The 14,759-nt window shown below is 34.3% G+C and carries 13 protein-coding genes; 10 read left to right on the forward strand and 3 right to left on the reverse strand.

Annotated elements, in window-relative coordinates:
• Positions 1-64 precede the first annotated feature (64 nt).
• Positions 65-2,134 (reverse strand): HDIG domain-containing protein, encoded by a 2,070-nt coding sequence (locus PKK00_05615; protein ID HNW97870.1) that lies wholly within the window; start codon positions 2,132-2,134, stop codon positions 65-67.
• 109 nt (positions 2,135-2,243) lie between these two features.
• Between PKK00_05615 and PKK00_05620 the strand changes: the two genes are divergently transcribed.
• From PKK00_05620 to PKK00_05665, 10 genes are all read left to right on the forward strand, one after another.
• Positions 2,244-3,023, forward strand: coding sequence for a C40 family peptidase (locus tag PKK00_05620; GenBank protein ID HNW97871.1), 780 nt, complete (start codon positions 2,244-2,246; stop codon positions 3,021-3,023).
• Positions 3,024-3,439: 416 nt separating this feature from the next.
• Complete coding sequence (locus PKK00_05625; GenBank protein HNW97872.1) at positions 3,440-4,435, forward strand: MoxR family ATPase; 996 nt, start codon at positions 3,440-3,442, stop codon at positions 4,433-4,435.
• Between the two features lie 45 nt (positions 4,436-4,480).
• Positions 4,481-5,353 (forward strand): DUF58 domain-containing protein, encoded by an 873-nt coding sequence (locus PKK00_05630; GenBank protein ID HNW97873.1) that lies wholly within the window; start codon positions 4,481-4,483, stop codon positions 5,351-5,353.
• Between the two features lie 218 nt (positions 5,354-5,571).
• Positions 5,572-6,585: a hypothetical protein gene (locus tag PKK00_05635; protein HNW97874.1), complete on the forward strand. Its 1,014-nt coding sequence runs from the start codon at positions 5,572-5,574 to the stop codon at positions 6,583-6,585.
• Entirely contained in the window at positions 6,578-7,573 is a 996-nt protein-coding gene (locus PKK00_05640) for a VWA domain-containing protein (protein ID HNW97875.1), read from the forward strand. The genes PKK00_05635 and PKK00_05640 overlap by 8 nt, the downstream gene beginning before the upstream one ends.
• Positions 7,574-7,584: 11 nt before the next feature.
• Positions 7,585-8,628 (forward strand): VWA domain-containing protein, encoded by a 1,044-nt coding sequence (locus PKK00_05645; protein ID HNW97876.1) that lies wholly within the window; start codon positions 7,585-7,587, stop codon positions 8,626-8,628.
• 28 nt (positions 8,629-8,656) lie between these two features.
• Positions 8,657-9,391: a tetratricopeptide repeat protein gene (locus tag PKK00_05650; protein ID HNW97877.1), complete on the forward strand. Its 735-nt coding sequence runs from the start codon at positions 8,657-8,659 to the stop codon at positions 9,389-9,391.
• Between the two features lie 134 nt (positions 9,392-9,525).
• Complete coding sequence (locus PKK00_05655) at positions 9,526-11,391, forward strand: BatD family protein (GenBank protein HNW97878.1); 1,866 nt, start codon at positions 9,526-9,528, stop codon at positions 11,389-11,391.
• Positions 11,388-12,146 carry a tetratricopeptide repeat protein gene (locus PKK00_05660; protein ID HNW97879.1) on the forward strand — a complete coding sequence of 253 codons (759 nt, stop codon included), beginning with the start codon at positions 11,388-11,390 and terminating at the stop codon, positions 12,144-12,146. Before PKK00_05655 ends, PKK00_05660 begins: the two co-directional genes overlap by 4 nt.
• Before the next feature lie 185 nt (positions 12,147-12,331).
• Positions 12,332-12,826 carry a metallophosphoesterase family protein gene (locus tag PKK00_05665; protein HNW97880.1) on the forward strand — a complete coding sequence of 165 codons (495 nt, stop codon included), beginning with the start codon at positions 12,332-12,334 and terminating at the stop codon, positions 12,824-12,826.
• A gap of 229 nt (positions 12,827-13,055) precedes the next feature.
• Here the strand turns inward: PKK00_05665 and PKK00_05670 are convergent, their stop codons facing one another.
• Together PKK00_05670 and PKK00_05675 are read right to left on the reverse strand one after the other, a co-directional pair.
• Positions 13,056-13,742 (reverse strand): LamG domain-containing protein, encoded by a 687-nt coding sequence (locus PKK00_05670; GenBank protein ID HNW97881.1) that lies wholly within the window; start codon positions 13,740-13,742, stop codon positions 13,056-13,058.
• 86 nt (positions 13,743-13,828) lie between these two features.
• Positions 13,829-14,731 carry a T9SS type A sorting domain-containing protein gene (locus PKK00_05675; protein ID HNW97882.1) on the reverse strand — a complete coding sequence of 301 codons (903 nt, stop codon included), beginning with the start codon at positions 14,729-14,731 and terminating at the stop codon, positions 13,829-13,831.
• Positions 14,732-14,759: the final 28 nt, after the last annotated feature.

The following is a 14,759-nucleotide window of genomic DNA, read 5'->3' on the forward strand; positions in this document are numbered from 1 at the left end:
TAAGTAGTAAGTAGCAAGTAGTAAGTAGCAAGTAGCAAGTCGTAAGTAGTTGAAGATTTTTATTTTATGCCGGATATTCTACTCTTACGTGAAGCATATTCTGTAACTTCCTTTTGAAAATCTTTTTAATGATAGATACATCACGAAAAGTAATATCGGAGTTGGTATACTGATTAAGCTCAATTTGTGAATTGATGATATTCTCAACCAGATCATTTATTGATTTTTCATCAGGGTTCTTCATGCTTCGTGATGCTGCTTCTATTGCATCGGCCATCATTACCACAGCGGTTTCTTTAGAGAATGGAATAGGTCCGTGATACCTGAATTTACTATCATCAACAACTTCATCAGGATTATTTTTTATGAACTTGTTGTAGAAAAATAAAGTCCTTCGTGTTCCGTGATGTGTTCGTATAAAATCAATGATACGTTCAGGTACATTATATTTTTTTGCCAGTTCAATTCCTTTAATCACATGACTGATAATAATTGCAGCGCTTTCCTCAGAAGTAATTTCATCATGTGGATTAATACCTCCCATACCCTGGTTTTCGGTAAAGTACAGAGGCATTTCCATTTTCCCTACATCATGATACAGCGCTCCTGCCCTTGTCAGCATTGCATTTCCGCCGATAGCATATATTGCATCTTCAGCAAGATTAGCAACCTGTAATGAATGCTGTAAAGTTGCAGGCGCCTTTAATCCCAACATGCGAAGCAGTTTTGAGTTCACATCAGAAAGTTCGAGAAGCGAAATATCCGTAACAAATCCAAATACTTTTTCGAAAATATAAATCAACGGATATGAAAATAAAACCAAAAGCGAACTTCCGGCAAACATCATATAACTGTTTATACTGATTCCTTCAAAACCGCCATCCTGCATAAGCATCATGCCTGTGTATGTTGCAGAATAAGTTATAAAGACCAATATTGTTGTTATAAAAAATTGTAAACGGCGCCTTAGATTTACCACACTGATTATCGCCATAATGCCGGCTATGAGCTGTAGAAATTTAAATTCAAAACTATTGGGAACTAAAAAACCTGTTATAATTACAGTGATAATATGCACAAATAAAGCGAGCCTTGTATCGTAAAATGCACGAATTATAACGGGAACAAAACATAAAGGAACAAGGTACAAATAACCCACATCCAATTTAATAACGATACTGGTTACAAGAACCATCATAAAGATATTAAGCAGAATGAAGAACACTTTCTTGTTATCAACAAATACTTCGTGACGAAATGAATACAAGAACAAATACAGAACAGTATATGAAATAATGACCAGCAAAAGCTGACCTATAAATATCCATGTGTATTTAGAAGATGAACCTAATTGTTTTTCATATTCTTTTTTCAACGATTCGATGATCTGGTATTTTTCTGTTGTTACCAGTTCGCCTTTCGATATAACCCGCTCATCTTTTTGAATCATACCGCGGGTAAGTGATATACCTCCCAATATTTCTTCTTTATATTTTGAATTAAAATTCTCGTCATAAAAAATATTCTGAGAGATAACATTTTCAAGTAAGGTGGTTAGCAAAGCCGCATCAATTCCCGGTGAAGTGTTAAGGCTTCTTATTATATAATCATCAGCGGTTTGAATGGTGAAAAAAGCAGAAAGTTCTTTTTCTTCAGAAATGTTTTCATTTACAACATTAATTATATAATCGCCTTCTTTATCTTCAAGCTTATCGGATAATTGAATGATTCCTTTATTATATATACTGTCGATTATTTCAAGACCTTTGTTATACGACTTTTCCCGATATGCCGCATTATTGCCCTGGTATTTTGCTGTCCATTTCTCATCAAAATCTGTTTTGAATTTATTTTTTTTCTGAATTTTAACTGTATTATTCACAGAAAAATAAAGATGATTATTCTCTAAAGCCGATTCTTTTTCATTATTAATTTCTTCATCCGATTTTAAAATGGCAAAATCAAATGGAGCAATTAAATCATCATGCATCCAGGGTTTTCCTTTTACATATTCATATTTGAATTTCCCGGTTTGCGGGAACTGCAATACAACAATAACAATACTTATGACAAACAAAAGTACTTTATATATTTCAGAATATTTCTCAGCTATACGTGTAAAATATTTCATCATTATTTTATTTTCCTACGAAATTATGAAAAATAAAATAATTTAGTTAAAAAGTTCAAAGCATATTGCAATTATGATTAAAATTGCAACTTGAAAAATAACGATAAAGAATATGAAGTTCGGAATGTGTAATCTTAGCATTGTAGCTGTAAGACGTGAACCGTCGCATCGCAGCGAAATGGTAACACAGCTTTTATTTGGTGAACTTTTTGAGATTACCGAAAAAACAGATAGTTGGGTTAAGCTTAAAACGATATTTGACAATTACGAAGGATGGCTTGATGAAAAACAATTCATGCCGTTGTATTATGAAACTTTTGATAAACTTAGTAATTTCGGCACTTCCATTACACTCGACCTGGTGCATGTGCTTACTGACAACACTCGTGATGTAATGATTCCCGTGGTACTTGGAAGTTCGCTGCCCCATGTTGCTAACCATACTTTTTATATAGAAGACGGCAAATATACTTATGATGGCATTGTACGGCCTGTAAAGGAAGAAGTAACTGTTGACAAAATCATTGAAAACGCTTTTATGTATCACGATGCGCCTTACCTTTGGGGAGGACGAAGTCCTTTTGGTATAGACTGTTCTGGATTTACGCAGATGACTTATAAACTTAGCGGGATCAATTTGATGCGTGATGCAAATCAGCAAGCTACACAAGGCGAAACCATTGAATTTTTATCGGAAGCAAAACCCGGTGATTTGGCATTTTTTGATAATGAAGAAGGGAATATAATTCATACAGGAATCATTCTTCCCAACAGCCAGATCATTCATGCTTCGGGAAAAGTCCGGGTTGACACTCTCGACCATGAAGGGATATACAATGCCCAGCTAAAAAAATACACACATCGGCTGCGCATCATAAAAAAAATAATATAATTTTTTCTGTTCTGAAAATATATTCGCTCTTACTTGTTTTGAAAAAATAATCAGAACGAAATGCAGATAGAAATATCATTTATACCGACAAAAAAAGGTTTGCAAAAATATTTTTTGTTTTCTGTACGGTATAACTCGTTCTAAACAGTTTTGCTTTTGCAAACCTGATAAGAACGAGTATAAAAAAAGTTTTATAACTGAACGAGCAATCCTTTACAAACATTGCCAGCAAGTAAATTCATGAACACTTTGATAAAAAAATAAATAGTGAATAAAACAGTTTCATATCAGTAATAATTCTACACCATTTCACTTTAACATTTTTTAACTCCCAAGCTAACATTTTTTAACTTCAATTTTTTGAAATCGTTTCATCTATAATTTTATTTTTGCACTCAAATTAAATGATATTCTATATGCAAGAAACAATTGATATCCGAGAACTCAACGAAAAGATTCAAAGAGAAAGTTCTTTTATTGACTTACTTACCATGGAAATGAACAAAGTTATTGTTGGGCAAAAAGCAATGATTGAACGTTTATTGATTGGCATGCTTTCCAACGGGCATATTTTATTGGAAGGTGTCCCCGGACTGGCAAAAACATTAGCGATTAAAACCCTTGCCAAAACCATCAATGCAAAATTCAACAGGATACAGTTCACCCCCGACCTGCTTCCTGCCGACTTAATCGGTACTATGGTTTACAGCCAGAAGACAGAAGAATTCAAAGTGAAGAAAGGGCCTATCTTTGCTAACTTTATTCTTGCCGATGAGATAAACCGTTCCCCGGCAAAAGTGCAAAGTGCATTACTCGAAGCCATGCAGGAACGCCAGGTTACTATTGGTGAAAATACCTATCCTCTTGAAGAACCCTTTCTTGTTCTTGCTACACAAAACCCCATTGAACAGGAAGGAACTTACCCACTGCCCGAAGCACAGGTAGACCGTTTCATGTTGAAAATCGTTATCGGTTATCCGAACAAACAAGATGAAAAACTGATTATCCGCGAAAACATGAACATGTCGCTTCCTACAGCAAATACAATACTTTCGCCCGATGATATTTTAAAAGCACGCCAGATTGTCCGTGAAGTTTACATGGATGAAAAAATAGAAAATTATATCACTGATATTGTTTTCGCAACAAGAAACCCGGAGGAATATAAACTTCCGAAATTTAAAAGTATGATCAATTACGGTGGTTCGCCACGTGCAAGCATTAATCTTGCAATTGCTTCAAAAGCCTATGCTTTCCTGAAACGCCGTGGTTATGTAATTCCCGAAGATGTGCGTGCGGTTTGTCATGATGTGCTGCGTCACCGAATCGGGTTGACTTACGAAGCCGAAGCTGAAAATATCACAACCGAAGAAATCATCAATGAGATTTTAAACACCGTTGAAGTACCCTAATCTAAAAATTCTGAATTCATCATTCTTAATTCTGAATTAATAAAAATGGAAACCAGCGAACTGATAAAAAAAGTAAGAAAGATTGAGATCAAGACACGTGGATTGTCAGACCAAATCTTTTCGGGGCAATATCACACAGCCTTTAAAGGAAAAGGTATGGCGTTCAGCGAAGTCCGCGAATACCAGTATGGCGATGATATCCGCTCCATCGACTGGAATGTTACGGCACGTTTCAATCATCCTTATATAAAAATATTTGATGAAGAACGTGAACTGACGGTTATGCTTCTGATTGACATCAGCGGCTCTAATGAATTCGGTACCCAGAAACAACTAAAAAGAGAACTTATTACTGAAGTTGCTGCAGTTCTTTCATTCTCGGCAATCCGTAACAATGATAAAGTTGGAGTTATTTTCTTCAGCACTAAAGTGGAAAAATTTATTCCACCAAAAAAAGGAACATTCCATATTCTCAGAATTATCAGGGAACTTATCAATATTAAACCGGAAAATAATGGTACGGATATTACGGAAGCATTAAAATTTTTCACTAATGCAATTAAGAAAAGGAGTATTTCTTTCATCATCTCCGACTTTATTGGAAAGGATTTCGAAGAAGCTTTAAAAATTGCAAACAGGAAACATGATGTGATAGCCTTGAAAATTAATGACCTTAGAGAGAAAGAAATTCCAGACGTCGGGCTGATGCGTGTTAAAGATGCAGAAACAGGAAAAACCCATTGGATAGATACTTCCAGTAAAGTGTTAAGAGAAATGTATAAGAAGTATAAAATGGATGAATCGGAAAAACTGAAAAATATTTTTATTAAAAGTGGCGTCGATTCTGTTGAACTTGATACCGGTGAAGATTTTATAAAACCATTAAAAAAATTATTTAAGAAACGGGAAGCAAGATGATTTTAATGACAATTTTAGATTTAAGATTTTAGTCCGCCGCGACGGATTAGATTTATGATTAAAAAAAATTGATTCAATGTCATCCTGAGTTCATCGAAGGATGATAAAAGTCAAAGCAAACAAACTAAAAACGACGAACAATAAACGAGGTATAGGGTATAAAGGTATAAAGGAATATTTTAAAAATGAAAGTAACAATTATCTATTTGAAATAAAAAATGATTAAAAAACTTTTCATATTATCTTTTTTCATAAGCAGTATTCATTATTCAGGTTTGGCGCAGGATGTAAAAGCTTCTGCTAAGCTCGACTCAAATAAGATACTTATTGGCGACCAGGTAAAAATGAAACTGCAACTCAGTTTTCCTTCTAAGACATTAGTAGTATGGCCTGAGTTGAACGATTCCTTATCTGGTAAAATTGAAATCATTCAGAAATCAAAAATCGACACAGTAAAAGGTACAAATAATCTTACATTAAACCAGGTCTACACATTATCTGCTTACGATTCCGGCAGCTTTTATATTCCACAGATTTCTTTCAAATACAAAAACACCGGAGATACAGGATTCGCGACGATATTAACCGATTCAATTCTTCTTAATGTAAATACAATAGCCGTTGATACAACTAAAGCAATCAAAGATATAAAAGGTCCTTTGGATGTTCCTTTCAACTGGAAAGCGCTTATCCCTTATGTTGCCGGTGGTATTGCCCTGGTTGCAATAATTGTACTGCTTATATATTATTTTCAGAAAAAGAAAAAAGGAGGAAAATTCTTTATCGATTTTTCAAAGCCACCATTGCCTGCACATGAAATTGCTTTGCTTGCGCTTGAAGAATTAAAAAATAAAAAGCTCTGGCAAAATAATAAAGTCAAAGAATATTATACAGAGCTATCCGATATTATAAGAATATATATTGAAAAAAGATTTTCAGTAAACGCGATGGAAATGACTTCCGATGAAATTATTTCCACCTTCAGGAGTATTGATATTGCTAATGACTTAAAAGATAAACTGCGGCAATTATTTATTTTATCGGACCTGGTAAAATTTGCTAAAGCCAATCCATTACCAAACGAACATGATCTGAATTTTTTAAATGCACAATCGTTTGTAAAAGATACCATACCTGTTTTTATTCCTGCAATTGCTGAAGAAATGAAAAACAAAGAAGCTGAAAATAATTTTCCTGTAAACGAAAAGAAGGAGGATAAAAGCAATGCTTAGCCTTTTTGCACATCCGGCTTTATTAATACTGATACCGGTAATAATTCCGCTAATGGCTGTATGGTATTGGTTCAGGCATAAACAAAATAATGCCGACATCCAGGTATCCGACACGTCGGTATTAAAAAAAGCCCCGCGAACATTACGGCAGCGGATGTATCATGGTTTATTTATTTTACGAATGCTTGCAGTGATATTAATTATCATTGCCATTGCTCGTCCACAAACCAGCAGCAGCGGGACAGACATAAGTGTTGAAGGAATCGATATAGTTATGGCAATGGATATATCGGGAACTATGCTTGCCGAAGATTTTAAACCCAATCGTCTTGAAGCTTCCAAACAAGTTGCCATGGACTTTATTGATGGCAGACCTAACGACCGTATTGGTCTTGTTGTTTTCAGTGGTGAGGCTTTTACTCAATGTCCGCTTACTACCGACCACGCCGTAATGAAAAATCTTTTCAAAGATATTTACAGCGGGATGATCGATGATGGCACTGCTATTGGCGATGGACTTGCTACAGCCGTGAACCGCTTAAGAAAAAGTGAAGCGGTCAGCAAAGTTATTATCCTTTTAACTGACGGAATAAATAATACCGGGGCTATTGACCCTACTACTGCTGCTGAAATTGCAAAACTATACGGAATACGTTTGTATACTATTGGTGTAGGAACTTTAGGAATGGCGCCCTACCCTTTTAAAAATAGTTTAGGCGGTATCACTTATCAAAATGTAGATGTAAAAATTGATGAAACGCTTTTAAACAGCATGGCTGAACTTACCGGTGGAAAATATTTCAGGGCAACCAATAAAGCCAAACTTGAAGAAATTTATAAAGAAATAGATAAACTTGAAAAATCAAAAATTGATGAAACAAGCTTTAATATTAAAACCGAAAAGTTCCTGCCTTTTGTTTTGGCAGCATTAGCTTTGTTACTTATTGAATTATTTTCACGTTACCTTATTTATCGTAGTATACCATAATAATTAAAATTATGCAGTTTGCAAATCCATATTATCTCTATTTACTTCTGGTTATACCTGTATTCGTGTTGTTATATTTTTTATTGAACCGTTGGAAAAGAAAAACATATGAAAAATTTGGCGACACTTCCGTTATAACACAACTGATGCCTGAAGTATCGGAAATAAAACCGGTAATCAAATTAACTTTAAGAATGATTGCCGTAGCTCTTTTAGTTATTGCAATAGCACGTCCGCAAACAGGCGCCAAACTTGCCAAAGCAAAACATAAAGGTGTTGAGCTAATGATACTGCTCGATGTTTCAAACAGTATGCTTGCACAGGATATAAAACCCAACCGCCTTGATCGCGCAAAACTGGCTATTCAAAAATTAATGGACCAGCTCGATAATGATAAAATAGGTATTATTGTTTTTGCCGGAAAACCTTATGTACAGCTACCTATCACTTTCGATTACGCTGCCGGAAAACTTTTCCTATCAACAATTTCCACCGATATGATCCCTACGCAGGGAACCGCTATTGGCGCTGCAATCGACATGGCAATGAATTCTTTTAGCTTTACCGATAAAACAAAAAATAAAGCCATCATTATTATTTCCGATGGAGAAAATCACGAGGACGATGCTGTAGCTTCTGCCAAAGCTGCTGTTGACAAAGGAGTTTATGTTCATACTATTGGTATAGGTTCCACTGAAGGTAGTCCTATTCCTATTAAAGGAAAATCAGGAAACAGTTTTAAACAGGACAATGAAGGAAAAACGGTTGTAACAAAACTGAATGAAACCATGCTTCAGGAAATTTCAACTGCGGGAAAAGGAATTTATGTTCATGCATCCAATGCTGATGTGGGCCTTACAAAAATCATGGATGAAATCGACAAAATGGAGAAGAAAGAATTTGATGAAAAAATATATTCCGATTACGAAGACCAGTACCAGTATTTCATTGCATTCGCTTTATTCTTCATGCTTTGGGAATTATTTATCTTTGAACGTAAAAGCAAATGGTATTATAAACTGAATATCTTTGGCGAAAATAAAAAAGTAAACTAACTAAAAAGTATTGAACGATTTTATGTTTTTGAAAAAAAATATCATATTAATTCTTTTGCTTGCAGGCTTCTCCGCTTTTTCACAAAATGCCAATAACCTTATACGTAAAGGGAATTCGCAATATAATAGCGGCAGTTATAAAGATGCTGAAGTTACCTATAGAAAATCACTGGAGAAAGATTCGAATAATATCAGGGCTAAATTCAACCTTGCCGATGCATTATATAAACAAGGTAATTATGCAGAAGCATTAAAAACATTCAGCTCACTTATCGACAGTACTCTCGATAAATCAACACGTGCAAAAATATACCATAACTTAGGTAATGCTCTTTTGCAATCGAAAAAATACGAGGAAAGCATTGAAGCTTACAAAAATGCTCTCCGTGATAATCCAAACGATATGGATACCAAATATAATCTTTCCTATGCTTTAAAATATTTGCAGAAACAAAAACAGCAGCAGCAACAAAATAAAGACAACAAGGATAAGAAAGATGAGAATAAAGATAAAAAAGATGATCAGAATAAAAATGACGAAAATAAAGACAAGAATAAACAGGGAGAAAATAAACAAGACGAAAAAAAGCAGGATGATAAAAAAGAGCAAGAGAAAAAACAACAACAGAAAAGTAACCAGCTAACAAAAGATGATGCACAACGCATGCTTGATGCACTTAATAATAAAGATAAAAATTTGCAGGATAAATTGAATGAAGAAAAAGTAAAAGCGGTACAGATACAGGTGGAGAAAGATTGGTAGAGAGAATTAAAAATTCAGAATTAAGATTTAAGAATTAAGAATTGAGTCCGCCGCGGCGGATCAGGATTAGGAAAAAAATAATAAATAAAAAAGATATTTTTGAAAGTGATAAATTTGTTCATCGAAAAATAAGAATGAAAAGGTATATTCAAATATTATTAGTCCTTATTATTTCATTTGCTTCATTTGAAACAAATGCGCAGAAACTTACTGCCAGTTGCAAATACTCAAAAATAGCACTGGATAAATCATTCCAGGTTACTTATACGCTCACTGATGGAAGTGCTTCCCAGTTTTCGGGTCCTGCATTTGCAGGATTCACAATATTAGGCGGACCTTATAGCAGCAGCAGCAGCCAGGTTTCAATTATAAACGGAAGTGTTACCAGTGTTGTTAAAACATCATGGACCTATCAACTGCAACCTAAAGCTATCGGGAAATACACTATTGATGCAGCAAAAGCAAATGTAAACGGTTCATGGGTTTCTTCCGATAAAATATCTATCGAAGTTACAGCAAGCACTTCAACCAATGCAACCACAAGCACTAATTCCAACAGCAATTCAAAATCTTCAACTTCAACAACTACATCTACAGATGTATCAGGCAGCGATATTTTTATAAAAGCTTATGCTGATAAAACCAATCCTTATGAAGGAGAACAGGTTATTATCACTTATAAGATCTACACTCTTATTCCTGTTTTACAATATAACATTGATAAACTCCCTGCATTTACCGGGTTCTGGTCGGAAGACATTACCGATAAAAATGCAAAAATCACCCAATCAACTGAGATCATCAATAATAAAAAATATACGGTTGCCGAAATTCGTAAAGTAATTTTATTCCCTGAGAAATCAGGTGCATTAAAAATCGATCCGCTCAATATGGAGTGTATTGTTCAGGTTGCAAGCAAGCAGCAATACAGGGATCCGTTTGCCGATTTCTTTAACGACCCCTTCTTCAGTGGTTCATTCAACACGTATAGCCAGGAGAAAAAAACAGTAACTTCAAATTTACTTACAATTAATGTTAAGCCTTTGCCTACTACAAATCAGCCGGCTGATTTTAAAAACAGTGTGGGTTCATATACTTTTTCTGCCGAACTGGATAAAACAAAACTAAAAACTAACGAAGCAGCCAATCTCACTTTCAAAATAAAAGGTTCAGGAAACCTTAGTCTTGCTGAACTCCCCGAGATCGATTTCCCGGCCGATTTTGAAACTTACGACCCGGATATAAAAGATAATATTGTAGCAACAGCAGCAGGGGTAAGCGGGGCAAAGACCTTTAACTATCTTATCATACCACGCAGTGCAGGCGACTTTACCATCAAGCCCGTAAAATTCTGTTATTTTAATTTAAACACGAAATCATATGTTACTTTAGAATCACCGGAATTTAAATTACATGTTGATAAAGGAAGCGGCAGCGAAGAAGCTACTGTCAGCAATGCCAATAAGGAAGATATTAAATACCTGAACAGCGATATTCATTACATCAAATCAACACCTGTGTTTCTTTCTAAAACAGGAACTTTCTTTTATGCCTCTCCCCTTTTCTACGGCATCATTGCATTGCCAATAATATTATTCCTTTTATTCGTTATCATTTATCGCAAAAAACTTAAAGAAAACAGCAACATCGCGCTGATGCGAAATAAAAAAGCCACCAAGGTTGCACGCAAACGGTTGAATACAGCCAGCATTCTTTTAAAAGAAAATAAAAAAGAAGAATTCCTCGATGAAGTGTTCAAAGCGCTATGGGGTTATGTAAGCGACAAGCTGAATATCCCGCTTTCGGAACTTTCTAAAGAAACAGTGAATGATAAATTTGTTACTAAAAATGTGAACGAAGAAATTTCAAAACAGTTTATTGAAACACTCAACAATTGTGAGTTTGCACGCTTTGCACCTGATGATGGTTCAATCACTATCAGCACAATATACAACGATGCCATTGGTATAATAACTAAAATGGAGGATGAACTGAAATGAGAAAAGTTGTTATCATCATATCGTTAATTTTTATTTCTGCTTTCCAGCTTCGTGCTGATGAGAACTCCGATTTATTTACTAAAGGAAATACAGCCTTTACCGGGAAATTCTATCAGCAGGCAATTGAATGTTACGAGAAAATAATTAAAAACGGTTACGAATCATCCGAACTTTATTACAACCTGGGAAGCGCGTATTTCAAGCAAACCGACTACCCTTCAGCAATTTTATATTTTGAAAAAGCAAAAAAATTAAACCCTTCTGATGAAGATATTATTTTCAATTTAAAAGTTGCCAATAATAAAATTGTAGATAAGATTGACGAGATTCCTGAATTCTTCATGTTACGCTGGTGGAAAAATTTCAGGAATATTTTTTCATTCAACACATGGGCAACTATCGGGATCGCTTTATTAATAATATCTTTAAGCCTTTTCGGATTATATCTTTTCTCAACAGTTTTAAGAAGAAGAAAGCTGGCATTCTGGACTTCTCTTTCCTTTGCTTTCATCATGTTCTTATCATTTATTTGCGCTCAGTCACAGTATTCAGGCATTACTTCTAATAAAGAAGCTGTTATTTTCACACCTTCGGTAACAGCAAAAAGTTCGCCCGACATCAACAGCACCGATATTTTCGTGATTCACGAAGGTACCAAAGTAAAGGTTATTGATAATGTTGGCGAATGGAGTGAAATAAAAATCGCAAATGGTAGCGTGGGTTGGGTAAACACTTCTACATATAAAGTGATTTGATTTTATCATTATTGAATTTCCTCTAAAATTTTTCTCGCTGATTAACGCAGATAAAATCGCTAATCATCGCTGAAAATAATAAATGATATTATACCGATTGTATCTTCGTGCCACTCGCCTAACCGGTGAGGAAGGTAGGTACGAAACATAAGCAACACTATTATTTTTTTCTTTACTTTTACTTTATGAAACGAATAGGATTATTATCCGATACACATTCTTATTTTCATAAAAGTTTAGCTGACTTTTTTAAAGATGTTGATGAGATATGGCATGCCGGCGATTTCGGAAGCATTGAAATTGCAAACGAATTACGAAAATTAAAACCACTGCGCGGTGTATATGGCAATATTGACGGGCAGGATATCCGGAAAGAATTCCCGAAACACCAACGCTTTTATTGCGAAGAAGTAAAAGTTTGGATGACTCACATTGGCGGTTATCCCGGAAAATATGATATTTCAATTAAACAGGAAATTCTTTTAAATCCACCTAAACTTTTTATCAGCGGACATTCGCATATACTAAAAGTAATGAATGATAAAAACCTGAAACTGCTTCACATCAATCCCGGAGCTGCCGGCAAATACGGAATGCATCACATGATTACTGCAGTACGATTTGTAATTGATAAAACTGATATAAAAAATTTGGAAGTGCTGGAAATTGCCAGAGGGTAGCATTTTAGAACAATACGTTAATGTGTAGTTTTTAGCAACACTATTCATTAGGAGAACTGCACTTCGATTATACAAAAAACAGACACCCGAAGCACTGCTCCCATTTACGGCTTACTAATATTATCTGCAACACCCATGGTTTACAGTCTTGTTATTGCTAGTTTATTTTTTGTTTGTCAGTTCAGAAGCTGTAATAGTTTTCGTAAAAAATATTCCGTTGTATGTATTGTTATTTATATTCATTGTATTTCTTTTCAATGTCTTCTTGGGATAAAGCTGTCTTATATATTTCTAAATTGTCTATTGCGCCTTTATACCTTGCACCTGAAGGATTCCATTGATAAATTCCAATCCCAAGTCCTTTTGATGAATTTAATATCGTCTTTCCAGATAATGTTGATTCTTTTTCAAGTTGTCCGTTTACATACATCTTAACAGAAGTTCCGTCCCACGTTGCAGCAAGGTATTGCCATTTATTAATACTTATTGATGAATTTCCTTTAAGTTCAAAATAGTCTGAAGAACTATAATATAGTAGTATTCTTGGTTTGCCTCCTATATAATCGAAACTATATGGACCACCTCCATTAAAATCCATTTGTTTCTGAATCAAGTATGCACTATTTGTTTCTGGTTTTATCCAAATACTAAATGTAAATGAAGATTTCAAATCATATAAATCATTGTCAGCACTTGTAATGGATGAAGTCGAACCATCAAAATATGCAGCTCCATTTGTATTACCAAAAGAATCTTTTGTGAAAGTTATATTGTCTGAAATCAATACATTATTGTTTCCACTTGAATCAACTATCCCGTTATTAAATTTTAGACTTAATATTAAATTATTTGTCGTTGTTGGGATTTCTTCGTTAGAATCTTTTTTCTTACAGGAAAAATTAAATATTAAAATCACTATTATAAGTGAAAAAGTCCTATATCTAAAATTTAAATTTCTCATTAGCCTATAAAAAAAATAATAACACATAACTATCGCAGTTTTTATAATATTAAAAATTTACCTGTCAAAAAATGTCCTGTCTTTTCAACAAGTCTGAAGAAATAAACACCTGATGTGAAATCCCCTTTGTCAATTCTATAACAAGTCTTTGATAACACATTAATTGAGTTGGTCAGTATTCCAGTCGAGTTATAGATTTCAAGTCTGGAAAAAGCTTTATTTCCTTCAGGAAATATAATTAGACTTGATGACGAAACAGGGTTTGGAAATACTTCAATACTATTTTCAGAAGAATAAACATCTGAAATATCTGTCAACAATGGAAGACATGTGCTACTGATATTTTGGTCTAAATATAAAACCGTGTCATTTTGTTGAAAACATAATAAAGAATGAATACACGTACATGTCGGGAATGGATCTATTGAAGAAAGCAATCCTCTTGTACTTCCAATTCCTTCAATCCAATATTTACCAGCCCAGTCTGGATTAAGAGTGTAGCGTTTCCTGTATTTATTATTTATTAAAATTGAGTCGATAGCAATTATGGTTTGAGTAACACCATTTAGTTCAGCAAATGTATCATTGACATTTAATGAGAAATCATAAAGAAGAACATCAGCTGTGTCTTGAGGCATGTCGGAATATCCATTGAAATAGATTCTTTTCATACTATCCTCACGTACAAGACCACGATAATAGGTAGAGTCATTTGGAAAAGTCGTTTTATTTTGAGAAAAATATAATTTATGATAAAGTTTATTGCCAATAATTGAATCACCAATTATCAAATATTGTGTAGTACTTACCGAATATGGCTGATCACGATATTCATAAACATTCCAGATTGCATTTGAATCAGGAAATGGAACATAGGTTTGTGACTGAACATTTGAAATACAAATCAAAACCTGGATCATAAAAAGGAATAATATTTTTTTCATCTTTTAAAATTCAATTTCTCTGTTTTAA

The sequence above is a fragment of the Bacteroidales bacterium genome, from assembly GCA_035353855.1.
Lineage (GTDB): Bacteria > Bacteroidota > Bacteroidia > Bacteroidales > CG2-30-32-10 > DAOQAK01.